Annotated in this window: 27 protein-coding genes; 12 read left to right on the forward strand and 15 right to left on the reverse strand. The window is 54.1% G+C overall.

Annotated features, from left to right (window positions below; genetic code table 11):
- Nucleotides 1-17 precede the first annotated feature (17 nt).
- The 4 genes from WD071_RS01690 to WD071_RS01705 all read left to right on the forward strand — a co-directional run bounded on the left by WD071_RS01690 (nt 18) and on the right by WD071_RS01705 (nt 3,875).
- Entirely contained in the window at nt 18-1,082 is a 1,065-nt protein-coding gene (locus WD071_RS01690) for an NAD-dependent epimerase (protein ID WP_368046555.1), read from the forward strand.
- Nucleotides 1,083-1,098: 16 nt separating this feature from the next.
- A complete protein-coding gene (locus tag WD071_RS01695) occupies nt 1,099-1,716 on the forward strand; it encodes a glutathione S-transferase family protein (RefSeq protein ID WP_368046556.1) in 618 nt (205 codons plus the stop codon).
- A gap of 1 nt (nt 1,717) precedes the next feature.
- Entirely contained in the window at nt 1,718-3,100 is a 1,383-nt protein-coding gene (dbpA, locus tag WD071_RS01700) for an ATP-dependent RNA helicase DbpA (RefSeq protein WP_368046557.1), read from the forward strand.
- Nucleotides 3,101-3,191: 91 nt separating this feature from the next.
- The gene (locus tag WD071_RS01705) at nt 3,192-3,875 is read left to right on the forward strand and encodes a tellurite resistance TerB family protein (RefSeq protein ID WP_368046558.1); all 684 of its coding nucleotides are present in this window, start codon (nt 3,192-3,194) and stop codon (nt 3,873-3,875) included.
- Nucleotides 3,876-3,903: 28 nt separating this feature from the next.
- Here the strand turns inward: WD071_RS01705 and WD071_RS01710 are convergent, their stop codons facing one another.
- Both WD071_RS01710 and WD071_RS01715 read right to left on the reverse strand, forming a co-directional pair.
- Nucleotides 3,904-5,241 carry a UDP-glucose/GDP-mannose dehydrogenase family protein gene (locus tag WD071_RS01710; protein ID WP_368046560.1) on the reverse strand — a complete coding sequence of 446 codons (1,338 nt, stop codon included), beginning with the start codon at nt 5,239-5,241 and terminating at the stop codon, nt 3,904-3,906.
- A gap of 86 nt (nt 5,242-5,327) precedes the next feature.
- Entirely contained in the window at nt 5,328-6,458 is a 1,131-nt protein-coding gene (locus WD071_RS01715; RefSeq protein WP_368046561.1) for a patatin-like phospholipase family protein, read from the reverse strand.
- A gap of 104 nt (nt 6,459-6,562) precedes the next feature.
- Here WD071_RS01715 and WD071_RS01720 point away from each other — a divergent pair, with 104 nt between their 5' ends.
- A complete protein-coding gene (locus WD071_RS01720) occupies nt 6,563-7,513 on the forward strand; it encodes a 5'-nucleotidase (protein WP_368046562.1) in 951 nt (316 codons plus the stop codon).
- A 2-nt stretch (nt 7,514-7,515) separates the two neighbouring features.
- Nucleotides 7,516-8,493: an HTH-type transcriptional regulator CysB gene (gene cysB, locus WD071_RS01725; RefSeq protein WP_368046563.1), complete on the forward strand. Its 978-nt coding sequence runs from the start codon at nt 7,516-7,518 to the stop codon at nt 8,491-8,493.
- Nucleotides 8,494-8,529: 36 nt separating this feature from the next.
- On the opposite strand, the gene WD071_RS01730 is transcribed toward cysB, so the two are convergent.
- Nucleotides 8,530-9,252 (reverse strand): phosphoadenylyl-sulfate reductase, encoded by a 723-nt coding sequence (locus WD071_RS01730; RefSeq protein WP_368046564.1) that lies wholly within the window; start codon nt 9,250-9,252, stop codon nt 8,530-8,532.
- A gap of 183 nt (nt 9,253-9,435) precedes the next feature.
- Between WD071_RS01730 and thrH the strand changes: the two genes are divergently transcribed.
- The gene (gene thrH, locus WD071_RS01735; RefSeq protein WP_368046565.1) at nt 9,436-10,053 is read left to right on the forward strand and encodes a bifunctional phosphoserine phosphatase/homoserine phosphotransferase ThrH; all 618 of its coding nucleotides are present in this window, start codon (nt 9,436-9,438) and stop codon (nt 10,051-10,053) included.
- A 23-nt stretch (nt 10,054-10,076) separates the two neighbouring features.
- On the opposite strand, the gene pabB is transcribed toward thrH, so the two are convergent.
- The 7 genes from pabB to WD071_RS01770 form a co-directional block, all read right to left on the reverse strand.
- On the reverse strand, nt 10,077-11,486 hold the full coding sequence (gene pabB, locus WD071_RS01740) for an aminodeoxychorismate synthase component I (RefSeq protein WP_368046566.1): 1,410 nt from the start codon (nt 11,484-11,486) through the stop codon (nt 10,077-10,079).
- Complete coding sequence (locus WD071_RS01745) at nt 11,486-12,148, reverse strand: hypothetical protein (protein WP_368046567.1); 663 nt, start codon at nt 12,146-12,148, stop codon at nt 11,486-11,488. The genes pabB and WD071_RS01745 overlap by 1 nt, the downstream gene beginning before the upstream one ends.
- Nucleotides 12,149-12,175: 27 nt before the next feature.
- The gene (locus WD071_RS01750) at nt 12,176-13,399 is read right to left on the reverse strand and encodes a cupin domain-containing protein (RefSeq protein ID WP_368046568.1); all 1,224 of its coding nucleotides are present in this window, start codon (nt 13,397-13,399) and stop codon (nt 12,176-12,178) included.
- A gap of 51 nt (nt 13,400-13,450) precedes the next feature.
- Nucleotides 13,451-14,818 carry an adenylosuccinate lyase gene (gene purB / locus WD071_RS01755; protein ID WP_368046570.1) on the reverse strand — a complete coding sequence of 456 codons (1,368 nt, stop codon included), beginning with the start codon at nt 14,816-14,818 and terminating at the stop codon, nt 13,451-13,453.
- A gap of 64 nt (nt 14,819-14,882) precedes the next feature.
- Nucleotides 14,883-15,554, reverse strand: coding sequence for a high frequency lysogenization protein HflD (hflD, locus tag WD071_RS01760; protein ID WP_368046571.1), 672 nt, complete (start codon nt 15,552-15,554; stop codon nt 14,883-14,885).
- On the reverse strand, nt 15,535-16,641 hold the full coding sequence (gene mnmA / locus WD071_RS01765; RefSeq protein WP_368046690.1) for a tRNA 2-thiouridine(34) synthase MnmA: 1,107 nt from the start codon (nt 16,639-16,641) through the stop codon (nt 15,535-15,537). The genes hflD and mnmA overlap by 20 nt, the downstream gene beginning before the upstream one ends.
- Nucleotides 16,642-16,646: 5 nt before the next feature.
- Nucleotides 16,647-17,120, reverse strand: a complete 474-nt coding sequence (locus tag WD071_RS01770; protein ID WP_368046572.1) for an NUDIX hydrolase — start codon at nt 17,118-17,120, stop codon at nt 16,647-16,649.
- A 159-nt stretch (nt 17,121-17,279) separates the two neighbouring features.
- Here WD071_RS01770 and moaC point away from each other — a divergent pair, with 159 nt between their 5' ends.
- From moaC to moaE, 3 genes are read left to right on the forward strand one after another with little or no spacing between them, the layout of a single operon-like run.
- Nucleotides 17,280-17,762 carry a cyclic pyranopterin monophosphate synthase MoaC gene (gene moaC, locus WD071_RS01775; protein ID WP_368046573.1) on the forward strand — a complete coding sequence of 161 codons (483 nt, stop codon included), beginning with the start codon at nt 17,280-17,282 and terminating at the stop codon, nt 17,760-17,762.
- A gap of 5 nt (nt 17,763-17,767) precedes the next feature.
- The gene (moaD, locus tag WD071_RS01780; RefSeq protein ID WP_368046575.1) at nt 17,768-18,019 is read left to right on the forward strand and encodes a molybdopterin converting factor subunit 1; all 252 of its coding nucleotides are present in this window, start codon (nt 17,768-17,770) and stop codon (nt 18,017-18,019) included.
- Nucleotides 18,020-18,021: 2 nt separating this feature from the next.
- Nucleotides 18,022-18,489, forward strand: coding sequence for a molybdopterin synthase catalytic subunit MoaE (gene moaE / locus WD071_RS01785; protein WP_368046576.1), 468 nt, complete (start codon nt 18,022-18,024; stop codon nt 18,487-18,489).
- A 94-nt stretch (nt 18,490-18,583) separates the two neighbouring features.
- Here moaE and WD071_RS01790 read toward each other — a convergent pair whose 3' ends face one another.
- Both WD071_RS01790 and cspD read right to left on the reverse strand, forming a co-directional pair.
- Entirely contained in the window at nt 18,584-19,141 is a 558-nt protein-coding gene (locus tag WD071_RS01790; RefSeq protein WP_368046577.1) for a pseudouridine synthase, read from the reverse strand.
- A gap of 149 nt (nt 19,142-19,290) precedes the next feature.
- Nucleotides 19,291-19,512 carry a cold shock domain-containing protein CspD gene (gene cspD, locus WD071_RS01795; RefSeq protein ID WP_368046578.1) on the reverse strand — a complete coding sequence of 74 codons (222 nt, stop codon included), beginning with the start codon at nt 19,510-19,512 and terminating at the stop codon, nt 19,291-19,293.
- A 229-nt stretch (nt 19,513-19,741) separates the two neighbouring features.
- Here cspD and clpS point away from each other — a divergent pair, with 229 nt between their 5' ends.
- Both clpS and clpA read left to right on the forward strand, forming a co-directional pair.
- Nucleotides 19,742-20,077 carry an ATP-dependent Clp protease adapter ClpS gene (gene clpS, locus WD071_RS01800; RefSeq protein WP_368046579.1) on the forward strand — a complete coding sequence of 112 codons (336 nt, stop codon included), beginning with the start codon at nt 19,742-19,744 and terminating at the stop codon, nt 20,075-20,077.
- Between the two features lie 64 nt (nt 20,078-20,141).
- The gene (gene clpA / locus WD071_RS01805) at nt 20,142-22,454 is read left to right on the forward strand and encodes an ATP-dependent Clp protease ATP-binding subunit ClpA (RefSeq protein ID WP_368046580.1); all 2,313 of its coding nucleotides are present in this window, start codon (nt 20,142-20,144) and stop codon (nt 22,452-22,454) included.
- Nucleotides 22,455-22,503: 49 nt separating this feature from the next.
- Here the strand turns inward: clpA and infA are convergent, their stop codons facing one another.
- The 3 genes from infA to trxB all read right to left on the reverse strand — a co-directional run bounded on the left by infA (nt 22,504) and on the right by trxB (nt 24,466).
- The gene (gene infA / locus WD071_RS01810) at nt 22,504-22,722 is read right to left on the reverse strand and encodes a translation initiation factor IF-1 (RefSeq protein WP_058021674.1); all 219 of its coding nucleotides are present in this window, start codon (nt 22,720-22,722) and stop codon (nt 22,504-22,506) included.
- A 68-nt stretch (nt 22,723-22,790) separates the two neighbouring features.
- On the reverse strand, nt 22,791-23,504 hold the full coding sequence (aat, locus tag WD071_RS01815; RefSeq protein ID WP_368046581.1) for a leucyl/phenylalanyl-tRNA--protein transferase: 714 nt from the start codon (nt 23,502-23,504) through the stop codon (nt 22,791-22,793).
- 23 nt (nt 23,505-23,527) lie between these two features.
- Entirely contained in the window at nt 23,528-24,466 is a 939-nt protein-coding gene (trxB, locus tag WD071_RS01820) for a thioredoxin-disulfide reductase (protein ID WP_368046582.1), read from the reverse strand.
- Nucleotides 24,467-24,519 lie beyond the last annotated feature (53 nt).

A 24,519-nucleotide genomic window follows, 5' to 3' on the forward strand; every position in this document is an offset into this window, starting at 1 on the left:
ATTTACTAAGGATTAAAATGAAAATTCTTGTTACCGGAACGGCGGGGTTTATTGGGTCACATCTGGCAAAACGCCTGCTGGCACGAGGCGATGAAGTTGTCGGCCTTGATAGCATCAATGATTACTATGATCCGCGAGTCAAATTCGGCAGACTCGAACGGGCCGGCGTGACTGACACGGATATACCTTTCGATTTGCCATTTAATGAAATGCTGCAGTCGACTTCGTTGCCGGCTTATCGATTTATCCGAATGCAGTTGGAGGACGCCGAAGCAATGCAGGCCCTGTTCAAAGCAGAGCGCTTCGATGCCGTGTGTCATCTCGCTGCGCAGGCGGGCGTGAGGTATTCACTGGAAAATCCGCGCGCCTATATTGACGCGAATATTGTGGGTTTCCTGAATATTCTGGAGTCATGCCGCCACCACGGTGTGGACAACCTCTGCTACGCATCCAGCTCCTCTGTTTATGGCCTCAACGAAAGCCTGCCATTCTCAACCAGTGACAGTGTTGACCATCCGATAAGTCTGTATGCTGCCAGCAAAAAATCCAACGAATTGATGGCCCATACGTACTCACATCTGTTCGGCATTCGAACCACGGGGTTGCGGTTTTTTACCGTGTATGGCCCGTGGGGGCGTCCGGATATGGCTCTGTTCCTGTTCACCAAAGCCGCGCTCGCGGGAGAACCAATCAAGGTTTTTAACAACGGTGAAATGCTGCGTGACTTTACCTATATCGATGACATTGTTGAAGGTCTGGTGCGTGTTATCGACAACCCCGCATCCGGCAATAACAAGTGGGATGCAAAACGCCCTGAACCCGGCTCGTCATCGGCGCCGTTCAAGATATACAACATAGGCAACAACAACCCGGTGAAACTGATGGACTTTATTGAAGCCATCGAAAAAGCGATTGGCAAACCGATAGAGAAAATCATGTTGCCGTTACAGGCTGGCGATGTGCCTTCAACCTTTGCCAACGTTGACGACCTGGTTGAAGACCTGGATTACAGGCCGGCCACGCCGGTGCAACAGGGTATCGATAATTTTGTGGTCTGGTACCGCGATTTCTTTAAAGTCTGACTTCACGGAGTAAAACATGATTACACTGCATCACCTGCGCATAGGGCGTTCGATTTTTACAGTTTGGCTGCTCGAAGAGCTGGGCGTTGAGTACGATCTTAAGGTCTATCATCGCGACCCTAAAACCATGCGTGCGCTGGACGACCTGAAACAGATTCACCCCCTGGGTAAGTCTCCGGTAATTGAAGATAACGGCCTTGTCATATCCGAGTCCGGCGCAATTACCTCCTATCTGCTGGAAAAATTTGATCGTGAATTCAAATTTTCACCACCACGTTCCGACCTGGAGCAGTGGGGCAGGTTCACGCGCTGGCTGCACTATCCGGAAGGGTCTGTGTTCACGCCGTTGCTCATCCGAATGTTGCTGTTACGCAGTGGTGCATCACATGAACTACTGCAGGGATTCAGTGACAAGGAAATAGCATTGCATATGAATCATATTGCCGACCAGTTGGCTGGCAACAAGTACATTCTGGGGGACACGTTCAGCGCCGCCGATATCGGTATTTCGTACATGATCTCCATGGCCAGGCGCCTGGGCGTTTCTGCTGATTATCCGACGCTGGAGGCCTATCTTGCACGTAATCAGAGCCGTCCGGCCTGGATATCTGCCACAGAAAGAGCGGTAGAGTAAAATGGCAAAAAATGATTTCGCGTCACTCCAGCTAAAACCAGAGCTGTTTGCCAATCTGGAAACGCTGGACTACACCCGCATGACTCCGATTCAGTCCCTGAGCCTGCCGTCGGTGCTTGCCGGCAAAGACGTCATCGGGCAGGGTAAGACCGGATCCGGAAAAACCGCAGCCTTTGGCCTGGGCCTGTTGCAAAAACTGGACCCTAAACGTTTCCGCATTCAGACATTGGTGCTGTGTCCCACCCGCGAACTTGCCGACCAGGTTGCAGTGGAAATACGCAGACTCGGCAGGGGTATGCACAATGTTAAGGTCCTGACCTTATGTGGCGGGGCACCGATTGGTCCGCAAATTGGCTCGCTGGAGCACGGTGCACATATCATTGTGGGCACGCCCGGACGTATTGAAGACCATCTGCGTAAAGGCACGCTTAAGCTTGATCATGTGGATACCCTGGTTCTCGATGAAGCTGACCGAATGCTGGAGATGGGTTTCCAGGAAGCGCTGGAAGCCATTGTTTCGCAAATACCCGCTACCCGTCAGACGCTGTTATTCAGTGCCACATTTGCAGATGATATGCAGCGCATTGCCAGGGGCATGATGCGCGATCCGGTCATGGTTGAGGTCGATGCGGAGGAGGATGCATCCAGCATCGACCAGCGTTTCTACAAGGTGGGAGGGGATGTTGACCGGTTCACCGCACTGCGACTGTTATTGCAGGACATCCGCCCCGAGTCCGCTCTGGTCTTTTGCACCACAAAACGCGATGTAGATGATGTGTGTCAGCAGCTACAGCGCAGCAATTTCAGCGCCATGGCGCTGCATGGTGATATGGAACAGAGAGACCGGGACCGGACCCTGATACTGTTCAGTAACAACAGCGTGTCCGTCCTGGTGGCAACGGACGTGGCGGCACGAGGGCTGGATATTGATGCACTGGATCTTGTTGTCAATTATCATCCGGCCCGGGATACGGATACTCACGTACACCGCATTGGCCGTACCGGCAGAGCCGGCAGCCAGGGGCTCGCGTGTACCCTGTTTGATGCGTCGGATGCACATAAAATTGCGCGATTGGGGGTGACAGGTGATCCGGTAAAAAACCCACGACTACTGCCACCACTGACCCTGCTTGATCAGAAAACACCATACCCGCCAATGCAAACCCTGCAGATAGACGGTGGCAAGAAGCAAAAATTGCGCCCCGGCGACATTGTCGGCGCTTTGACCAACAACAATGAAATCACATTTGAGCAAATCGGTAAAATCAATGTAACGGACAACAGTGCCTATGTCGCAGTACGGCAGGCGGTGACAAAACTGGCACAACAAAAGCTGACCGACGGCAAACTCAAGGGGCGTTCTTTCCGCGTTCGCAAGCTTTGACGGGCGATGAGCACCCGAGCAGCAAAGGCTTGGTGACTGGTGAATGTTTCGCTACAATCTGAGCCTGAAATCATTTCCAGCAGAGGTCACAATGATAGACGCAAACAGTTTCTTGCAGCAGTTCATGGGCGGCAATACCGGCGCCGGCCAAGGCCAAAACAAACCGTCATCGGGTACCGGTAGTTTTGCCAAAGGCGCTTTGACTGGCGGTGTGCTGGGGCTGCTGGTAGGCAACAAGAAGGTCCGAAAAATGGGTGGTGGCATGCTCGCCTACGGCGGTGCCGCCGCTGCTGGTGCACTGGCCTTCAAGGCCTACCAGAACTGGCAGCAGGGCAAACAGGTTGCCACGGCGCCGGTTGCGACCGATCGCGACATGCAGCACGTAGATTCGCGCTTTTTACCTCAGCAAACCTCTGCGACGGCAGACTCTGGCAATTTCGCGCTGACGCTGGTGATGGCAATGATCGCAGCGGCCAAGGCTGACGGTCATATTGATGCCAAAGAACAAACCCACATTTTCGAACAGGTCGAGAAAATGTCGCTGGATTCGGAAAGCAAAGGGTTTGTTTTCGACGCTCTACGCCAGCCTGCCGACATGGCGCAGCTCGCCAGGAATGTACAGGGTATCGAGCAGGCTGCCGAGGTCTATCTGGTGTCCAGGTCCGTGCTGGATATTGATCATCCGGCTGAGCGGGCTTACCTTCAGGCGCTGGCTCACCGACTCGACCTGCCCGCAGACCTGGTAGCTCACCTGGATCACCAGGTCACTGGTTAGCGCATAAGCGTATTCATACAAACAGCCATCATTTGCGCAAGGAAGCGCCGCGACCGATGGCATAGTAGGTCAGACCGGCGGCGCTGACTGTCTCCGGGTCGTAAACGTTGCGGCCATCAAAGATGACTTTATCTGCCAGCGTTTCCGCCAGCCAGTCAAAATTGGCCGCGCGGAAATGCTGCCACTCAGTACACACTATCAATGCATCCGCGCCTACCAGCGCTGCGTCTCGAGTTCCTACCAGGCGCAGGTCGCTCCGTTGACCATACAGGCGCTCTACCTCCTGCATGGCCTCCGGGTCATACGCCTGAACAATGGCACCTGCCTGCCACAAAGCTTCCATGATCACCCGGCTGGGCGCTTCACGCATGTCGTCTGTTTTGGGCTTGAATGACAGCCCCCACATGGCAAAAGTCCTGCCTTTGATGTCCCCCTGATAATGGCGTTTGATCAGGTCCACGATGCGCTGCTTTTGCAGGTTATTGACGCTCTCGACGGCCTGAAGAATGTTCATCTGCATGCCGTGTTCCCTGCCAGTGCGTTCCAACGCCTGCACGTCCTTGGGGAAACATGAACCACCGTACCCAATGCCGGGGTAGATGAACTGATAACCAATGCGTGGGTCAGAGCCTATGCCGTGCCGTACCTGTTCTATATCCGCACCAAGTAACTCGGCCAGGTTCGCGATCTCGTTCATGAAGCTGATCTTGGTCGCAAGCATGGCATTGGCCGCATATTTGGTCAGTTCAGCGGCCCGGATATCCATGAATATCATACGATCGGAGTTGCGATTAAACGGCGCATACAGCTCGGTCAGGTGTTTGCGTACTGTCGCTGAGTCGGTGCCCACAACAATACGGTCCGGTTTCATGAAGTCGTTGACTGCCGCGCCTTCTTTCAGAAATTCCGGGTTCGAGGCGATATCCACCTTCAGGCCGGAGCTGCGCGCATCCAGTTGTATCTGCAGGGCTTCACGAACTTTATCTGACGTACCCACGGGGACTGTCGATTTGGTAATAACGGTTTTGGGTGTTGTCATCAAACGTCCGACCTCGGACGCCACGCTGAGAACATATTTCAGGTCAGCTGAACCGTCCTCGTCGGGCGGGGTACCCACAGCAATAAAAATCAGATCTGCAAAGTTCACGGCTTCAGCAGCATCCGAGGTGAACCTGAGATTACCCAGCTTGCTGTTTTCCACCACCATAGGCTCCAGGCCAGGTTCATAAATGGGTATGCTGCCCTGACGCAGTTTTGCAATTTTATCGCTGTCAACGTCCATGCACATGACCTGGTGACCTGAGTCAGCCAGGCAGGTGCCCGAAACCAGACCAACGTAGCCGGTGCCAAAAATTGTGACCTTCATATATCCCGGAATCCTTGAACTAAAAGTGACTTGGGGAGTTTAGTGCACCAACGGTGTCACTGTCATGACATAATCAGAAATCCCGGTCAGCCATGGAAAAAGGCTCTGATCTGTTCACGTTTTGCCAGTGCATCAGCGATGCCCAGATCCATCAGTGCCTGACAGTAGTCCTTTTCAAACATCAACAGACTGGCAATAGAGCTGGCGTTGGTATCACGTATGAACAGTCTGATTGAGCGGGGCAATGAACTGTAATGATCCTCCGCAATCCTGTTCAGATCCAGGCTCGGCGTGATATCCAGCAGTTCCACCGGACGCACATCGAGATCTGCCGAGGGCAGGCATTTTGGAATCATGGCGTTGTAGCGGCGCAATACCGCCATGTCACTCTCCAGCGTATCAACAAAGGCACTGTTCAGAACATGCCCTATGATCTGCGACAACGACGGGTGGTTCACCTGGTCACCTTTTGCCGGACGCCGGGTACGACTGCCACTGACCCCGATGGCGAGAATTTTTGTGGCGCCCATGTGAATAGCCGGGCTCAAGGGAGCGAGCTGCCGGATGGCGCCGTCGCCGAAAAACTCCCTGTTGATGCGGACCGCTGGAAACAACGTTGGTATCGCGGTTGAAGCCAGCAAGTGCTTGTGGCGCAGATCCGTGCGGATACCCAGTCTGTGAGGCCGATGCCAGTTCGGTATGTCGCGGGTGCTCTGGAAAAAGGAAACCGACTCACCGCTGGTGTAACCGGACGCAGTCACGACCAGACTCTCCAGGTGACCTGCAGCCATGTTGCTGTTGATGCGCTCAAGGCGCAGCACTTCCTGTAGCAGTTCCTCCAGAGGTGAATTGTCCAGCAAAGAGGCTGGCGTGCGGCGCCTGCGATTCGACAATACCGAAAACACCCAGTTTGATGCACTGCTGATGAGCCCCACCGAATCAAGTTTGTAAACCTGATCACTACGCATATTGCCCCATACGTATTCCAGCATCCTGATGCCTGTGCGAAACTTGTGGGCCTGGGTGGCAATGCCGATGGCATTCAGGGCGCCCGCCGAGGTGCCGGAAATGATACCAAAAGGGTTGGGCGCATCCTTGCCCAACACCGTTGCAATTCCTCGCAGGGCCCCGACCTGATACGCTGCCCGGGCGCCTCCGCCGGATAGCACAAGTGCGCTTTGGGACTGCGTATTACTGGCCGAATGCGAAACCTGCATAGCTTGCTAGTTCCTTGTCAGGCAATTTTGCCTGCGCGATGATTCCAGCGTAGAATTCTACCCCGCCGGGGCTGAAATACCAGTGTCGTATAGGGATAGGCTACATGTCTGACAAAAAAAATATTGATAAACTGGTCATCGCCATATCATCCAGAGCACTGTTCGATCTTGATGACAGTCACCGGGTGTACCAGGAACAAGGCCTGGAAGCGTACCAACAGTACCAGATAGCCCATGAAAGTGAACCGCTGCAGCCAGGCGGTGCTTTCAGCCTGGTGAAAAAACTGTTGCACCTCAATGCACAGCTGGATACGCAGCGCGTCGAAGTTATCCTGTTATCCAGAAACAGTGCCGACACCGGTCTGCGTATATTCAATTCTATCGAACACTATGATCTGGCCATCACCCGTGCCGCATTCTCGGGTGGCGCCAGCCCTTATCGCTATATCTCCGCATTTAATAGCCATCTGTTTTTGTCCATGGATGGCGCGGATGTACGGCATGCTCTGGAGCAGGGGGTGGCGGCGGCGACCATTCTGCCATCGGCGACGACAATGGCCAGTGATGACAAGTTAAAATTTGCCTTCGATGGCGATGCAGTCCTGTTTTCCGATGAGGCTGAGAGAATATATAAAAGCGAAGGTCTGGAGGCATTTGCCCGCAGCGAAAAGCAGTCGGCAAACCATCCCCTGTCAGGCGGTCCCTTCAAACCTTTTCTGGCCGCACTGCAACAGCTGCAAATGGAATTTGCCCCAGGCGAGTCACCTATCAGGACCTGCCTGGTGACGGCCCGATCTGCGCCTGCACATGAGCGGGTGGTACGCACTTTACGGGCCTGGAATATTCGTATCGATGAGTCTCTTTTTCTGGGCGGAATGGACAAGGGTGTGTTTCTCAAGGCATTTGACGCTGATGTGTTCTTTGATGACCAGGAAGGGCATTGCGATTCAGCCCGGCATCACGTGGCAACGGGCCATGTTCCCCATGGTGTTGCCAATGAAGCGCCGGCGCAGAATAACCCCGGCGTTGACAACACTGGCGACAAACCGGGATAAACATGAAACTTCAGCAGCTGCGTTATATCTGGGAAGTGTCCCGTCAGGGTTTGAGTGTATCAGCGGCTGCCCACCGCCTGCACACGTCACAATCCGGCATGAGCAAGCAGATCCTGGCTCTGGAAGAAGAGCTGGGCGTGAAGATTTTTGTGCGCAATGGCAAACACCTTGTTGGCATGACAGAAGCTGGCCAGGCGATAGTGGAAAAGGCAGGGCAGGTACTTCTGCAGGCTGAGAATATCCGCCGCACTGCAGCAGAATTCGCGGATGAAAGTTCGGGCAGTCTTGCCATCGCAACCACGCATACACAAAGTCGCTATGTGTTGCCGCCCGTCATCTCCGCGTTCATCGAGAAATACCCCGGGATATCACTGCAGCTTCATCAGGGCACCCCCTATCAAATAGCCGAAATGGCAGCCAAAGGTTCTGCTGACTTCGCCATCGCTACCGAGGCCATGAACAAGTTCAGCGACCTGCTGATGATTCCCTGTTACCGTTGGAACCGCGCTGTGCTGGTGCCACGCGGTCACCCTCTGACCGGGCTTGGCCGGCTGACGCTGGCCGATGTGGCTGCGTATCCGCTGGTAACCTACGTGGTTGGTTTTACCGGACGCTCACGACTTGATGATGCGTTTGCTGTTCAGGGTCTTAGCCCCAGGGTAGTGTTTACCGCGGCAGATGCGGACGTTATCAAAACCTATGTTCGTCTTGGCATGGGGGTAGGGATCATTGCCAATATGGCGTACGACGCTGACAAAGACAGTGACCTGATCGCTCTGGATGCCAGCGGCCTCTTTGACTACAGCGTAACCGGTATCGGATTTCGGCGCGGTACCGTGCTGCGGGCTTACATGTTTGATTTCATACAGATGTTCGCTACTCACCTGACGCGTCCGTTGGTTGAACGCGCGATTCAAAGTAAAAACCAGGCAGACGTTGACGCGTTGTTTGCCGATACCGCACTTCCCGAGCTCGGCTAAAGTTCTGCTAAAGTTCTGCTAAAGAAAGGGCCGACGCTATTCAATGATGTTGATTTTGTGCAAACCGCATTCTTTCGCGGTGGCTTCCTCCCACCACCAGCGACCCTCGCGCTCATGCTGATTGGGACCAATGGGTTTCGTGCAGGGCTCACAACCTATGCTGACAAAACCCTGATCGTGCAGCGAATTGTAGGGCAGATCAAACATGCGGATGTAGTCCCAGACATCCTTTGAGCGCCAGTTCGCGAACGGATTGAATTTCAGCAGTGTCTTGCCCGGCGCAGCGAAGGTTGTATCCAGCTGGGCAATGGGAACATCGCTGCGGGTAGGGCTCTGGTCCTTGCGTTGTCCGCTGATCCAGGCATCTACAGTGGCCAGTTGTCGACGCAAAGGCTCGGTTTTGCGGATGGCGCAGCATTCTTCGTGCCCGTCTTCATAGAAGCTGAACAGGCCTTTGGAGCTGGTCAATTTTTGAATGGCGGTTGCATCCGGATAAAGAAAATCCAGATCCAGTTGATAGTCTCGCCTGACTTTGTCAATAAAACGGTAGGTTTCCGCGTGCAGGCGTCCGGTATCAAGTGTGAACACCTTGATGTCTTTTTTTAATTTCCAGGCCATGACAACCAGCGCGACGTCTTCGGCGCCACTGAAAGAGACTGTGACCCCGGGAATATCCGCCAGCACCTGACGGAGAATGTCCTTGGGCTCCATTTTTTGAAATTGTTCATTTAATTCAACAATGTTTTTAGCACTTATCATGTTTTACCTTCGTATTACCTCGGGTCGACTTGCGGTATTGTAGGGGGCAATGATGCTGCTTGCACGTTTTTGTCGGTCAGTAGCGTACCGGATACTGGCATGTGGGCCGGTGTAACTATAAAATTGCGCCTTTGCGACAACATCGCTGTCGTCTGACAACTGAACCAGTGAGAGGTATTTTGCGTGGAGATCGCCTGTCTTGATCTTGAAGGTGTGTTGATTCCGGAAATCTGGATTGATTTCGCGGAGCGCACAGGTATTGATGAACTGAGGGCTACCACGCGTGATATCCCGGATTACGACGTACTGATGCAGCAGCGCCTGCGCATACTGCGCGAACACAAACTGGGGTTACCCGATATTCAGGAAGTGATCTCGGGTATGGCGCCGATGCCCGGTGCGCGTGAATTTGTCGATTGGCTGCGCGAGCGCTTCCAGGTTGTCATTCTGTCTGACACCTACTACGAATTCGCTCAACCCTTGATGCGGCAACTGGGCTTCCCCACGTTGTTCTGCCATCGACTGGAGATCGACCAGGCGGGTATGATCGTGAACTACCATCTGCGCCAGAAAGATCCCAAACGTGAATCAGTAAAAGCCTTTCACAGCCTGAAGTATCGGGTTATCGCAGCCGGTGACTCATACAATGACACCACCATGCTGGCCGAAGCAGAGGCAGGCATTCTGTTCCGGGCCCCGGACAATGTCATCCGCGAGTTTCCGCAGTTTCCGGCGGTCCATGAATACGAGGATCTTAAACTGGAGTTTCTCAAGGCCAGCGCGCGGGCTCTTAGTCTCTGAGTAAAGCTAGTCTCTGAGTAAAGTCACAGTGCCAGCAGGGCAGCAACTTTGTCATACGCTTCCTGGTATTCGCGTGTCACGTCTGAGTCGGCGACGATGCCACCACCACCCCAGCAAAAGATATGGTTTTTGCTGCAAAGCAGGGTGCGGATACTGATATTGCTGTCCATGTGACCGCGATAGTCGCAGTAGGCAACACTGCCGCAGTAAATCGCGCGCGGCAGTGGTTCAAGTTCAGCAATGATCTGCATGGCTCTGATTTTGGGTGCGCCAGTGATGGACCCGCCCGGGAAACAGCGTTTGAGCAAAGTCAGCGGACTGACATTCGCCGGCAGTTTGCCAGTGACGGTACTGATCAGGTGGTGTACCTGGGAGAAACTGTGAAGCTTGAACAGATCCCGGGTTTTTACAGAACCTGTCTCGCACACACTGCCCAGGTCATTGCGCAACAGATCGACAATCATCAGGTTCTCCGCCCGGTCTTTTTCGCTGGCCTGCAATTCGTCACTGAGTCTTTTGTCGATCACGGGGTCTTGCGAGCGCTTGCGCGTGCCTTTGATTGGCTGGGTGATGACAAACTGCTCAGTCACAGATACAAAGCGCTCCGGGGACAGACTCAGAACCTGGGAATCGCCTGTGTCTATATAGGCGGAAAACGGACTGTGACTGCGCTGCCGCAAGCGCAGGTAGGCCATCAGGGGGGGGCCGCTGAATTGTGCGGCAAACGGGATAGCGAGATTGGCCTGATAACAGTCGCCGGCGTATATCCAGGTTTTGAGTCTGTCGAAGGCAATACGATACTGAGCCGCGGACAGCTGTGCCTGAAATGGCCCCGACAGGGCGAACTCGGCATATGACTCACACTGCTTTGCGCGCGTGTCACCACTCAGTTGCAGCAAAACCTGCTGGCGGATAACCTCCGGGCACTCAGGCAAAATGAACAACGTGGTGCTGCCAGTGTGGTGATCAACGATAATTGCCCACTGATACAGACCACAGTGGGAAACGGGTGTTTGTTGCAGGATAGCGCCAAGCTCATGCGTGCTGACAGCTCTGCCGTGTGTTGACGCTGAGTCATAACCCAGACACGTTATCACCCCGCCACAAAAGGGCAGATGCGCCAGTTGGCCCACATCTCGCTCTGATGGCCTGCTCGCCTGCAGCAGGTTTTGTGACTCGGTGAAGATACAGGTCCGCGCTGTCACGATCTGCCACGGGCTATCGAAATCACGCTGCTCCAGTATTAACTGATGGTTGTCTGCGCGCAGGCGTAGTTGACGGCTTGGCAGCGCGCTCAGGATATCGTAGCGGCCCTCAGCCTGATTGCCCAGGCCACTGTCCAGACAGGCTGCACCGGGCAGGGCAGCAACCCGTCTGATCAGTTCACTGCTATCGCGCTGATAAGGCAAAGACTGCAGTATGAGGTCTGGCATCAGGGGACTCTGTCGACCCGCACAGCCACTGCTTGCGGGATTGACTGCTCTTCGCTGTCAGCGCCAGTCAATGGTGGATTGATAACCTGCCATACCCCCAACGGCACGGTGATTATAAGACTGCCCATAATGCCAGTGACATTGTCCGGCACAAGGTTGACGGCAGCATTGCCATCGATGATTTCAGCCGCAATAGTGACACGCCGATTATCGCTGTTCCCGTCGCCTGTCAGTACACCGGCGACAAAGACGAGTTCTTCTCCTTCAATAGCCTGGCTTTCCTGGGGGCCCTGTTCCTGCAGATCCTGTAAACCGAGGTCTTGCTGATCCGATTGCAGATCGCTGCTGTCAGTTGTGTCGGACTGGTAGGCAAAATCGACACCGATAATCAGGCGTCGCGGTGGCACATCGGTGTCTGCAATCATCTCTTTCAGTTGCCGCAGGTTGGCCTCGGTCGTGGCAATGACAAGTTTGTTGTCTATCTGCCCGATACTGCCACGGGGATCCAGCGCAGAATCGACCATGTCACGAACCCGGGAAGGATCACGATGGATAATTGACAAAATTTCAATCACCGCACGCTCACCGGCGCTTTCCTGCGCCTCTGCAACAGGCAGCAGCAATGTCAGTGTCCAAAAAAGAGCCGAGGTAAAGAATTTCATAAAATGCCAGTGTCCATGTTTCGATGCTCAGCCAACGATCAGGCAACCTCGATTGTACAGTGTCAGCAACAACTGTGCTGCCTCTTCGTCACCATAGCAGGCTGCAACCACATCCGGATCCAGTGACTCGGTATGACCCGGCGCGCTCAATGCCTGCAACAGGCTGAGCAGACGCCAGTTACAGCGGTAACATTCACCATCAACAAACAACTCAGCCTCAGCGCTGCCAAGCGCATAAGCGTAGCGTGAGCCCGGTACTTTGAACACTTCAGCACCCTTATCAAGTGCCTCACGCAGCGTGATAATATCGGTGATGATGGTTGCACCTTCTTCGCTGTCATGGTCGTGATCATGATCTCCGTGCTGGCCGCAGCAGGGTGCCTGCTCATCCGTCGCATAGCGTGGTGTTGTCATGGTTTTGCCAAACCATTGCCGGATCAGCGCAGGATTGTCTACCATGCTTAACACCAGCTCACGCAGGTGCGTTATGACATCTGAGGATATTTCGCCAGGATGTAATGGCAGGTGAGGGCAGATATCAATATAACGCTGATCCTCGGTCAGGCCATCAAGGATTTCATCGGCCAGGCCGCTGACTATATCGGCATGTGAGGGCGCGCGGAAGCCGACGGAGTAGGTCATGCTGTTGCCGATCGCAACACCATAATGCGATACCCCGGGCGGCAGGTACAGAATGTCACCGGGGCCAACAAGCCATTCCTGCTGGGCTTTGAAGTCCTTCAGCAAACGCATGCCGCTTTCATCGCGGCGCGCTGTCATGCTGTTGCATACGGCGCCGGTCTGCCAGCGTTTCTGGCCCATACCCTGAATAAGGAACACATCATAATAGTCGAAATGCGGGCCAACATTACCTTGATCGGTAGCGTAGCTGATCATGACATCGTCTGTCCGCCATGTCGGGATGAAATCAAAGTCAGACAACAGGGCGCTTACCTCATCCACCCAGTGATCAACTGCCTGCACCAGCAGACTGTAATGCGTTTGTGGCAGCGCCTCAAATTCATCTTCGGTAAACGGACCTGTGCGCAAGTGCCAGGTGTCCTGCTCTGTATCAACTTGTATCAGTCGCGACTCAATCTCCTGTTCGCAAGCCAGGCCAGCGAGTTCTTCCGGTGTAATCGGGTCAACAAAGGCCAGTTCCCCGGCCCGAATTAGCAATGGTTTCTTTTGCCAATAGTCACGCAAAAATAGCTGCCGATCAAAATCGGCAGGCAGTACAGAATCAATCACGAATCACCCTCGTTGGAATATCGGCCTGGTGTCACACATGGCGGCGGTCAATTAAATGGATTTTGCCTGGGCAACAGCATTGCCGATATAATTTTCCGGGCGCAGCGTGCGTAGCTCTTTGCGCGCAGCTTCCGGAATGTCCAGGTTGTCGATAAATTCTCCAAGCACTTGCGCATCTATGGTTTGACCGCGTGTCAACTCCTTGAGTTTTTCATAGGGTTTTTCAACGCCATAACGACGCATCACGGTCTGGATAGGTTCGGCCAGAATTTCCCAGCTGTTGTCCAGGTCTGCCAGCAGTCGCTGTGAGTTCAGGCTCAGTTTGCTCAACCCCTTGAGGGTGGCGTGATAGGCAATCAGGCTGTGCGCAAAACCGGTGCCGACACTGCGCAGAACGGTGGAGTCCGTCAGGTCGCGCTGCCAGCGCGAAATGGGCAGTTTTTCTGCCAGATGCTGCATGATGGCATTGGCAATGCCCAGGTTACCCTCAGAGTTTTCGAAATCAATCGGATTGACCTTGTGCGGCATGGTCGATGAGCCTACTTCGCCGGCAATAGTACGCTGCCTGAAGTAGCCCAGCGAAATATAACCCCAGATATCGCGATCCAGGTCAATCAGAATGGTGTTGAAGCGGCAACAGGCAGCAAACATTTCTGCGATATAGTCGTGCGGTTCAATCTGGGTAGTGTACGGGTTCCAGTCCAGACCCAGTTTTTCCACAAAACTTTTTGCACTGGCCTGCCAGTCAATATCGGGATAGGCGGCGAGGTGGGCGTTATAATTACCAACGGCGCCATTGATTTTGCCCATCACGGGACTGTCAGCAAGCTGCGTCAGCTGTCGCTGCATCCGGTAAACAACGTTGGCCAGCTCTTTGCCAACGGTTGTTGGTGACGCGGTTTGACCATGTGTGCGTGACAACATCGGCTGTTCTGCGGTGTCGTGCGCGAGCTCACGAAGACGGTCCAGCAGTTGATGCATCACTGGCAGCATGACCAGGTCGCGGCCGTCACGCAGCATCAGGGCATAAGACAGATTATTGATGTCTTCCGACGTGCAGGCAAAGTGGACGAACTCCACCTGTTGCTTCAGATCCGGATGGTCAGCGATCTTTTCCTTGATGAAATACTCAACAGCTTTGACATCATGATTGGTTGTGCTTTCAATTGCCTTTACCCGTTGGGCATCGACTTCAGAGAAGTTCTTGATGATGCTTTCCAGAAGCTCATTGCCCGTATCGCTGATTGGCGGAGCTTCGCTGATACCCGGATGTGCAGTCAGATGTTGCAACCAGCGAATCTCGACTATGACACGATACCGAATCAGGGCATATTCGCTGAAGCATGCGGCCAGGGCCTCGGTTTTACCACGATAACGACCATCGACAGGTGAGATGGCGGTGAGGGTTGATATGCTCATGGGCCTGATAATTCCTTGCTTGAATGATGAATGTGACTGAACCTGACAACGGCGCCTGACACTGTCAGTTAATCAGTTTGCGCCTGATGCCGCTCAGGGTTTCACGAATGTGTTTTTTGTAAAAAAACAGATGCCAGCGCCGACCGCCCAACTGATGCCAAAGGAATGCCGAGCGGATGCCCGCCAGCAACAATGCACGAATCTGATCGGCGACCACGTGATCCCGCAAATGTTCAGGATTGCCGGCCACATGAATGCGAAAGCTCAGTTTGCTGATGGTGTCCTGGTAAAGTCGCGCCAGCGCCGAGCAGTCGGCATGCAGCGCCTGTATAGGCATATCTTCAGCCATAGGCTCAGCATCCGGCCCGTCAGGTAGCAGGCGGGTCAGACGATCCGCAATGGTCGCCTGCATCGCCTTTTCTCCCGACAGGCGCTGCTGCAGAACCAGCATACCAAGCATGTAACGCACAACTTCCGCGTTTTCCTTCAGACCGGCGCTGTCAAAGCTGTGTTGAAGTGTCTTGATGCCCTGATTGAGGTCAGCGATAGTCGGGTACACCTGAGCAACCGAGTCCGGGTTCATCAGATACACAGGCCGCAGGCAGGCGCGCATGGTATGGCGTGAGGCACTGCCCTCGGTGGCCAGTTCATGCACCAGTACCGCACACTGCGTCACGGCAGCCAACGCGATATTACGATATTCCCAATCCGAAAACTCAGCGGTAATACTGCTCAATGACGCCCCCTCCCAGACAGACTTCGCCCTGGTAAAATACGATTTCCTGACCCGGCGTGACTGCCCGTTGTGGTGTGTCGAAGCTTACCCGGATATAGCCGCTTTCAGCATCTGCTTCGACCAGGCAATCCTGGTCAGCCTGCCGGTAGCGTATTTTTGCCGTACACCGCAAAGGTAACGTCGGTCTTTGGCGATTGATCCACGCCACCTGGCTTGCCTGCAACTCGGACGAAAACAGGGCAGGGTGATCACTGCCCTGAGCCACAATCAGACGATTACGCGGCAAGTCCTTGCCAACGACATACCATGGGGCTTCGTTATGATCACTCAGGCCACCGATGCCCAGACCCTGGCGCTGACCGTAGGTATGATACATCAGCCCATGATGTTTGCCGATAATCTGACCGTCGACGGTCTCGATGTCGCCGGGCTGTGCCGGCAGATATTTTTGCAAAAAATCCTTGAACTTGCGCTCGCCGATAAAACAGATACCGGTACTGTCTTTTTTTGCGCTGGTGACAAAGGCATGTTCAGCTGCCAGGGCACGCACTTCTGATTTTTCCAGATGCCCGACCGGAAACAGGCTTCGCTCCAGGCAGGCCTCACTGACCGCACACAGGAAATAGCTCTGGTCCTTGTTGTTGTCCAGACCTTTCAGCAACCTTGTTTCGCTGTTGTTGCTCTGGCGGCGCACATAATGTCCGGTAGCGATGTAATCAGCACCCAGCTCAGTGGCATATTCAAGGAAGGCCTTGAACTTGATTTCGCGGTTGCACAGAATATCCGGATTGGGGGTTCGGCCCGCCCGATATTCGGCCAAAAAATGTTCGAACACACCATCCCAATATTCAGCGGAAAAATTGGCCGTGTGCAAAAATATTCCAAGACGGTCACAGACCGCCTGTGCGTCAGCAAGATCGACCTTTGCCGTGCAGTATTCGGTGTCGTCATCTTCTTCCCAGTTTTTCATGAACAGGCCTTCGACCTGATAACCTTGTTGCTGCAGAAGCAGGGCAGCAACGGAAGAATCAACACCACCGGACATGCCAACAATAACCTTGGTGTTGCTGTGATTGTGTGGGTTCATACTGCTCATGTTTGACTCAGGTTTCTGACCAGGCTCAGGGGGTAGACCTGGCCGTTTAAATAGTCTTCGATAACACACATGACGGCAGGGCTGCGCAGTTGTGCCTGCCGGGCCTGTAACTCTTCAAGGCTGAACCAGTGAGTGCGGATAATATCGCTGTCCAGAGGCCGGTCTTTGTCATGATAAAGTGCGCGGGCGGCGAAACAACTACGGATGTAACAGGTACTGCCATCTGTCGATTCGCTCTGGTACAGGCCAATAAAGCCGGTCAGTTCGACATGCCACGCGCTTTCCTCCAGCGTTTCACGGACAGCCGCCTGCGCCAGCGACTCAGCCGGCTCCAGGTGGCCAGCCGGCTGATTAAAAACCACCCGCCCGTCGCTGATTTCTTCGACGATCAGAAACTGCGGGGCGCTGGTCTCTCCGGAGACAGGTTTTTCAACCACAACAGCAACGGTTTTGTGGGGATGCCAAAGCATACGGGGGCTCTTGTTTAAGTGTTGCACCACAAAACAAGTCTTGCAGGCGACCAAACGAGGTCGGCATTGTACCCGAAAACACCGGATTATGCCTCCACTTCGTCGCCAATTCAGGTGATAATGGCCGCGCAGTGAAATAAACCAATAACAGGGAATACGATGAGTGAATTGACACACCTGGACGCACAGGGCAACGCCCGAATGGTCGATGTGGGTGGTAAAATCGTGACAACGCGTGTTGCAACGGCAGCCGCTGAAATCAACATGAACCCCGAAACGCTGGCGTTGATTGCCGGTCATGGCCATAAAAAAGGGGATGTGCTGGCAGTAGCAAGGATCGCTGGTATCCAGGCAGCCAAAAAGTGTTCCGAGCTCATTCCGCTCTGCCACCCGCTAATGTTGACGTCCGTAGGTGTGGAGTTTGAACTGGACCACGCTGGCAGTCGGGTACTGATCCATGCCTATTGCGGCCTCGATGGCAAAACCGGGGTTGAAATGGAGGCACTGACAGCGGCATCTGTTGCGGCATTGACCATTTACGATATGTGCAAGGCCGTAGATAAGAACATGGTCATCGGCAATATACGCGTTCTTGAAAAAAAGGGCGGTAAATCAGGCGACTACACAAGAAAGGCGGAATAGTTATCATGTTCAGGGTTCATTATTTTGCCAGCTTACGGGAAAAGCTGGGCAGCGCCGGAGAGTCTCTGGAAGCCGCCGATGATATCAATACAGTAGCAGACCTGATCGCCGTCCTGACCCGGCGTGGTGGCGCATGGAACCTGCTTGCCGACAGCAGAGAGGTTCTTGTCGCCGTAGATCAGGCGGTAGCCGATCGCGACCAGACATTAAACGGCGATGAAGAGGTTGCGTTTTTCCCGCCCATGACCGGAGGCTGACGATGACAACAATGATACGGGTAGACGTGCAGCAACCGGACTTCGACCTGGCGGCAGAGTATTCCATGCTGCGAGACATAGCTGATAATCCCGGCGCAATCGCGATCTTCAGTGGCCTGGTGCGGGAGCTCCATGACAGTCCGGCAGCCGGGCAGAGTCTGACTCTTGAGCACTATCCGGGCATGACAGAAAAAGCATTAAAAGATATTGCCGAGCGCGCGGCCGATCGCTGGCCTCTGTCTGTGTGTCGTATCATTCATCGTGTCGGCACGCTGTTACCCAAGGAGCAGATTGTGCTGGTGGCCACTGCCAGTGCTCATCGGGATGCGGCATTTGATGCGGCCCGGTTCATCATGGACTATCTCAAGACATCAGCGCCATTCTGGAAAAAACAGGTGGCAGGGGCACAGGACTACTGGGTAGAAAGCCGGGCCTCAGACCATCAGGCTGCTGCCCGCTGGGAAAAGTAAACGTATCTCCCCGTATTGCGGCCCTTTATCACCACCTGTTAACACTATCTGTTATCACTATCCGATACCACAGCGTGTTATTACTATCAGCAGGTTATTGCCACCAGCGTGCCGGTAAAGTGATGGTTTTGTAATCGCCCGGCAACAGATCATCAAGCTGCCAGTTACCAATACGCTGGCGAACCAGACGCAAAGTCGGAAAGCCGACAGCGGCGGTCATACGTCGTACCTGCCGGTTGCGACCTTCGTACAAGGTCAGCGCCAGCCATGATGTCGGGATCAGCTTGCGCTCGCGAATGGGTGGGCTTCGTCCCCATATCGAAGGTTCCGTGAGCCTTTCGGCGCCGGCCGGCCGGGTGAGGCCATCTTTTAAATTGACGCCCTGGCGCAGTCTGAGCAAGGCTTCTTCAGTTACCTGGCCTTCAACCTGTGACCAGTAGACCTTGCCCAATTTGTGGCGGGGGTTGCTGATTCGTTGCTGGGTCTCTCCGCAGTCCGTCAGCAGTAGCAGGCCTTCTGAGTCTTTATCCAGGCGGCCTGCAGGATAGAAACCCGGCGCTTGCAGGTAGTGCGCCAGGGTTTCCTCGGGCACGGCTCCACTGAACTGGGATAGCACATTAAAAGGTTTGTTGAAGAGTATCAATTGTGGCATGCAGCTGATTATAGAGGATTTCGACAGCGCGCGTGAGACGCACGGGAAATGCAGGGCGCTGGGGGGAGTTGGGGGAGGGTAAAGCGACGGCAGCCGCGCCTGGCTGACTACCGCCGCCTGTTCAGACCGAAAACGTTAACCCCAGGCACTCAGGCCTGTTGCTGTTGTTCAGAGGGTCTGATATTGGTTGCGTGAAGGCCCTTGGGCCCTTCCAGAGTTTCGAATTCAACGGGTTGTCCCGCTTTGAGTGTTTTGTATCCATCCATACCGATAGCTGAGTAATGTGCGAACAGGTCGCTGCCACCGTCGTCCGGCAGGATAAAACCAAAACCCTTTGCGTTGTTGAACCACTTAACTTGCCCCGTAGCCATTGTAATACTCCGTTCTACGTATAATTTTATTTTAATTGTCGTACACGTCAGGCTCTTTGGCCCTAGTGTTGTCCTTAACGGTTTTTGCTTTCCCTGTCAAAGCGTATTATTCACCATTTTTGTCTAATTGCAACAGCTTGTAATGAAGCAGTAGACTAAAGTGCCTTGTGATAAGCTGTCTATGACCCCATATCAAGTTCACGCAGTTGCGAATTGGTAGTCAAAAGTTATGTCTGACGACAAACCGAACCACCCGGATGATGGTCGCGAAGGCGATCTGGCAACAGCTGCCAGCAAGCCCAAACTGGCCAAGCCACCACTTTATAAAGTACTCATCTTCAATGATGACTATACACCCATGGATTTTGTTGTTGTCATTCTGGTTGAGTTCTTCCATATGCCGACCGAAAAAGCCACTCAGATAATGCTCAAGATTCACACCGAAGGCAAAGCTGTATGCGGCGTCTTCAGCAGGGATGTCGCAGAAACCAAGGCGCAGCAGGTCAATGATTTCTCGCGAGAGAATAATCAGCCACTGCTTTGTCATGTTGAGGTTGATCAGTGAGTTCAGTTGGGCTTATGCTGACTATTAGGCGTGCATCAATGGTACCGCCGGGGAGAACTAAGCGATGTTAAGTCGGGATTTGGAAGTAACTCTGAACAGCGCTTTTTCCAGCGCTCGTGGCAGGCGTCATGAGTACATGACTGTGGAACATTTGCTGCTCGCATTGCTCGATAACGATGTCGCAGTTGACGTATTGCTGCACTGCGGCGCGGATCTGGCCCGGCTGCGTGCCAACCTTGTTGACTACATCGACAGTACCACGCCGGTGGTACCGGAAGAGGAATCCGAACGTGACACGCAGCCCACACTGGGTTTCCAGCGCGTTCTGCAGCGCGCCGTGTTTCATGTGCAATCCTCCGGCCGCCAGGAAGTCAGCGGCGCCAATGTCCTGGTTGCCATCTTCAGTGAGCAGGAAAGTCAGGCAGTGTATTTGCTGGGGCAGCAGGACATTGCCCGTCTGGACGTGGTGAATTACATAAGTCACGGTATCAGCCGCCATGCCGCTGGAGAAGGCGGTCCGGGGCAGGGTGCGCAGGAAGGACAGCCTCAGGACGGTCATGACGGGGAAGAGGACAGTAGCAGCAGTGCCAGCGCGCTGGACACCTATGCCACCAATCTCAACGAAATGGCGCGTCAGGGCAAAATTGATCCGCTTATCGGCCGTGAAAAAGAGGTCACCCGTGTCATTCAGGTGCTCTGTCGTCGTCGTAAGAACAATCCGCTGCTGGTGGGTGAGTCCGGTGTTGGCAAAACTGCCGTCATCGAAGGCCTTGCGCGTCAGATCGTGGAAGATCAGGTGCCCGATGTGCTCAAAGGCAGCGTCATTTACTCCCTGGATCTTGGGGCACTGCTGGCGGGCACCAAGTACCGTGGCGATTTTGAGAAACGTTTCAAGACCCTGCTGGCTGAACTGAAGAAAAAACCCGAATCTGTGCTTTTCATTGACGAGATCCATACCATTATCGGGGCTGGTGCTGCCTCAGGTGGCGTCATGGATGCTTCCAATCTGCTCAAACCCATATTGACGTCCGGTGATCTGCGCTGTGTCGGCTCGACTACCTACCAGGAATACCGGGGAATTTTCGAGAAAGACCGGGCATTGTCGCGCCGTTTCCAGAAAATTGATGTGGAAGAGCCCGACGTTGAAACCACTTACAAAATCCTCAAGGGCCTCAAGTCGCGCTTCGAGGAACATCACGAACTGCGTTACAGCGACAATGCACTGCGTGCGGCCTCGGAGTTGGCGGGACGTTATATCAACGACCGTTTCATGCCGGACAAAGCCATTGATGTGATTGACGAAGCCGGTGCCTGGCAGCGCCTGTTGCCGGAAAGCCGTCGCAAGAAACTCATACAGGCAACTGACATGGAAAAAGTGGTGGCTTCGATTGCCCGGATTCCGCCGCAACATGTCACCACCTCCGATGTGGAGAACCTGAAAACACTGGAAACCAATCTGAAGATGGTGGTGTTTGGTCAGGACGAAGCCATTGGGTCGCTGGCGACAGCAATCAAGTTATCGCGTGCTGGCCTGAATACGCCCGACAAACCCATCGGTTCGTATTTGTTCTCCGGCCCGACCGGGGTCGGTAAAACCGAGGTCAGTCGCCAGCTCGCCCGCATCATGGGCATCGAACTGCTGCGTTTTGACATGTCTGAATACATGGAGCGGCACACGGTGTCGCGCCTGATTGGTGCCCCTCCGGGCTATGTCGGTTTTGACCAGGGCGGCCTGTTGACGGAGGCGGTCACCAAACATCCGCACTGCGTGTTGTTACTCGATGAGATCGAAAAAGCGCACCCGGACGTGTTCAACATTCTGCTGCAGGTGATGGATCACGGTACGCTGACGGACAACAATGGCCGCAAGGCAGATTTCCGCAACGTGATTCTGATCATGACCACCAATGCCGGGGCGCAGGAAATGTCGCGCGCTTCCATTGGTTTTACGCACCAGGATCACAGCACCGACGGTGCAGAGGTCATCAAGAAAAGCTTTACTCCGGAATTCCGCAATCGTCTTGATGCAGTGGTGCAATTCGGCCCGCTCAACAAGGAAACCATTCGTACGGTGGTGGACAAATTCCTGGTTGAACTGCAAGTGCAGCTGGACGGCAAAAAGGTAACGCTGCACGTAGACGAAAGTGCACGTGAATGGTTCGCCGAGCACGGTTACAGTCCGGCCATGGGTGCACGACCGATGGGCCGCCTGATTCAGGAAAAACTGAAAAAAGCACTGGCAGAGGAAATTCTGTTTGGTCGACTCAGCAGTGGTGGCGAGGCGATCGTTTCTATCCGCAACAATGAGGTTGAGCTGGAGATTCGCGGTCGCGGTGAGAAAGCTGAAGGTAAGGAACTGAGCTCAGCGGATAGCTAAGCCCATAGCATTCGTGGGGGCTGATCCCGCACTGCCGGCGATTCGGGAATTAACGGGCGCGGTAGGTAATACGGCCTTTGGTCAGGTCGTAGGGTGTCAGTTCCACTTTCACCATGTCACCGGTGAGAATGCGAATGTAGTTCTTGCGCATTTTGCCGGAGATGTGTGCGGTCACAATATGACCGTTTTCCAGTTTTACACGGAACATGGTGTTGGGAAGGGTGTCTACCACTTCGCCTTCCATCTCAATCTGGTCTTCTTTAGCCATCTAAAAGAATATCTCACTGCGAAAATTAAGCGCGTATTTTGCCTGATTACAGCCAATTTGGCAAAGCATTAGTGTTTTTCCAGCACTTTATTGTCAAATACCCAGGGTGCAGACCGATTCCCGGCATCCCGCCATTTGTGAAGTACGTGCTGAAATTCTGCTCTCGACATTGTTGTGGCGCCCAGGCTTTGCAGATGATCCGTTGGCATTTGACAGTCAATCATCTCAAATCCCCAATCTTCCAGCTGTTTTGCCAATGCGACAAACGCGAGCTTTGACGCGTTCGGGGCCAGACTGAACATGGATTCGCCAAAAAACAACTTCCCCATGGCAATCCCGTACAGACCACCCACAAGCGCATCGCCCCGCCAGATCTCAACCGAGTGGGCGTGCCCCAGTCGATGCAAATCCGTGTATGCCACCTGCATCTCATCTGTGATCCACGTGCCTTCGCGCTCTGCCCGCAAGGCTGCGCAGTGGTAAATGACATCCGCAAACGCTGTATCCATGGTCACCCGGAGCCGTGTCTGCCGGATCAGCTTGGCAAGACTGCGTGCAACATGAACCTCTGTCGGCTTCAGAACCATGCGTGGGTCAGGTGACCACCACAAAATGGGGCTGCTGTTGTCATACCAGGGAAAGATGCCACGGGCATAGGCGGCAAGCAGGCGTTCCGGCGCCAGATCACCACCGGCGGCAAGCAGGCCGGGCGGGTCATCAAAGGCCTGACTGACCGGCGGAAATTCCAGATTGTCCGGTTTTAGCCAATAAATGGATGTCATAAGGCGCCGGTGCCCGGGAGTGTTTATTGATCCAGAAACTTCTCAGCATCCAGCGCGGCCATGCAGCCAAACCCTGCCGAGGTAATTGCCTGCCGATAGACGTGGTCGGCGATATCCCCGGCGGCAAAAACACCGGCAACACTGGTTTGCGTTGCATTGCCATCGGTGCCACTGTGGATTTTCAAATAGCCGTCTTTCATATCAAGCTGACCTTCAAAAATATCGGAATTGGGCTTGTGACCAATGGCAATAAACACGCCATCCACGGTCAGGCTTTGTTTGCCACCGTCCTTGGTGCTGACGATATCAATACCAGTGACGCCCATATCGTCGCCGGTGACTTCGCTGAGCGTGTGATCCCACAGGATGGTAATGTTCTCGCGCGCAAACAGCTTGTCCTGCAGAATTTTTTCGGCACGCAGGCTGTCACGACGATGTACCAGCGTCACGTGTGACGCAATGTTGGACAGGTACAGCGCCTCTTCAACGGCGGTATTGCCGCCACCAATGACTGCAACCGGCTTGTTACGATAGAAAAAGCCGTCACAGGTAGCACAGGCACTGACACCTTTACCCATAAAGGCCGACTCCGATGGCAGACCCAGATATTGCGCCGAGGCGCCGGTAGCGATGATCAGCGCATCACAGGTGAACACTCCGCTGTCGCCATGCAGGACAAACGGGCGCTGCCCCAGCTCAACTTTGTTGATGTGATCAAACACGATCTGGGTGTTAAAGCGCTCAGCGTGCTCTTTCATGCGCTCCATCAGCGCCGGGCCCTGAAGCCCTTCGACATCCCCCGGCCAGTTGTCAACATCCGTGGTCGTGGTCAGCTGGCCGCCCTGGACGATGCCCGTGACAAGCAATGGCTGGAGATTGGCGCGCGCCGCATAGACGGCCGCTGTGTATCCGGCAGGGCCGGAGCCCAGAATGATCAGGCGATGGTGTGCAGGTGCGCTCATAAATCAATGTTTCCCCGTGCAGTCTTGACAAGTTATTGCGCAGACCCTTCGCA

Origin of the sequence: Pseudohongiella sp. (genome assembly GCF_040877505.1) — a bacterium.
Taxonomy (GTDB): Bacteria; Pseudomonadota; Gammaproteobacteria; order Pseudomonadales; family Pseudohongiellaceae; genus Pseudohongiella.

What these genes read in the sequence shown, in the direction of transcription:
- WD071_RS01690 (WP_368046555.1), top strand. Translation starts at nt 18, where the DNA reads ATGAAAATTCTTGTTACCGGAACGGCGGGGTTTATTGGGTCACATCTG.
- WD071_RS01695 (WP_368046556.1), top strand. Translation starts at nt 1,099, where the DNA reads ATGATTACACTGCATCACCTGCGCATAGGGCGTTCGATTTTTACAGTT.
- dbpA (WP_368046557.1), top strand. Translation starts at nt 1,718, where the DNA reads ATGGCAAAAAATGATTTCGCGTCACTCCAGCTAAAACCAGAGCTGTTT.
- WD071_RS01705 (WP_368046558.1), top strand. Translation starts at nt 3,192, where the DNA reads ATGATAGACGCAAACAGTTTCTTGCAGCAGTTCATGGGCGGCAATACC.
- WD071_RS01710 (WP_368046560.1), bottom strand. Translation starts at nt 5,241, where the DNA reads ATGAAGGTCACAATTTTTGGCACCGGCTACGTTGGTCTGGTTTCGGGC.
- WD071_RS01715 (WP_368046561.1), bottom strand. Translation starts at nt 6,458, where the DNA reads ATGCAGGTTTCGCATTCGGCCAGTAATACGCAGTCCCAAAGCGCACTT.
- WD071_RS01720 (WP_368046562.1), top strand. Translation starts at nt 6,563, where the DNA reads ATGTCTGACAAAAAAAATATTGATAAACTGGTCATCGCCATATCATCC.
- cysB (WP_368046563.1), top strand. Translation starts at nt 7,516, where the DNA reads ATGAAACTTCAGCAGCTGCGTTATATCTGGGAAGTGTCCCGTCAGGGT.
- WD071_RS01730 (WP_368046564.1), bottom strand. Translation starts at nt 9,252, where the DNA reads ATGATAAGTGCTAAAAACATTGTTGAATTAAATGAACAATTTCAAAAA.
- pabB (WP_368046566.1), bottom strand. Translation starts at nt 11,486, where the DNA reads ATGCCAGACCTCATACTGCAGTCTTTGCCTTATCAGCGCGATAGCAGT.
- WD071_RS01745 (WP_368046567.1), bottom strand. Translation starts at nt 12,148, where the DNA reads ATGAAATTCTTTACCTCGGCTCTTTTTTGGACACTGACATTGCTGCTG.
- purB (WP_368046570.1), bottom strand. Translation starts at nt 14,818, where the DNA reads ATGAGCATATCAACCCTCACCGCCATCTCACCTGTCGATGGTCGTTAT.
- mnmA (WP_368046690.1), bottom strand. Translation starts at nt 16,641, where the DNA reads ATGAACCCACACAATCACAGCAACACCAAGGTTATTGTTGGCATGTCC.
- WD071_RS01770 (WP_368046572.1), bottom strand. Translation starts at nt 17,120, where the DNA reads ATGCTTTGGCATCCCCACAAAACCGTTGCTGTTGTGGTTGAAAAACCT.
- moaC (WP_368046573.1), top strand. Translation starts at nt 17,280, where the DNA reads ATGAGTGAATTGACACACCTGGACGCACAGGGCAACGCCCGAATGGTC.
- moaD (WP_368046575.1), top strand. Translation starts at nt 17,768, where the DNA reads ATGTTCAGGGTTCATTATTTTGCCAGCTTACGGGAAAAGCTGGGCAGC.
- moaE (WP_368046576.1), top strand. Translation starts at nt 18,022, where the DNA reads ATGACAACAATGATACGGGTAGACGTGCAGCAACCGGACTTCGACCTG.
- WD071_RS01790 (WP_368046577.1), bottom strand. Translation starts at nt 19,141, where the DNA reads ATGCCACAATTGATACTCTTCAACAAACCTTTTAATGTGCTATCCCAG.
- cspD (WP_368046578.1), bottom strand. Translation starts at nt 19,512, where the DNA reads ATGGCTACGGGGCAAGTTAAGTGGTTCAACAACGCAAAGGGTTTTGGT.
- clpS (WP_368046579.1), top strand. Translation starts at nt 19,742, where the DNA reads ATGTCTGACGACAAACCGAACCACCCGGATGATGGTCGCGAAGGCGAT.
- clpA (WP_368046580.1), top strand. Translation starts at nt 20,142, where the DNA reads ATGTTAAGTCGGGATTTGGAAGTAACTCTGAACAGCGCTTTTTCCAGC.
- infA (WP_058021674.1), bottom strand. Translation starts at nt 22,722, where the DNA reads ATGGCTAAAGAAGACCAGATTGAGATGGAAGGCGAAGTGGTAGACACC.
- aat (WP_368046581.1), bottom strand. Translation starts at nt 23,504, where the DNA reads ATGACATCCATTTATTGGCTAAAACCGGACAATCTGGAATTTCCGCCG.
- trxB (WP_368046582.1), bottom strand. Translation starts at nt 24,466, where the DNA reads ATGAGCGCACCTGCACACCATCGCCTGATCATTCTGGGCTCCGGCCCT.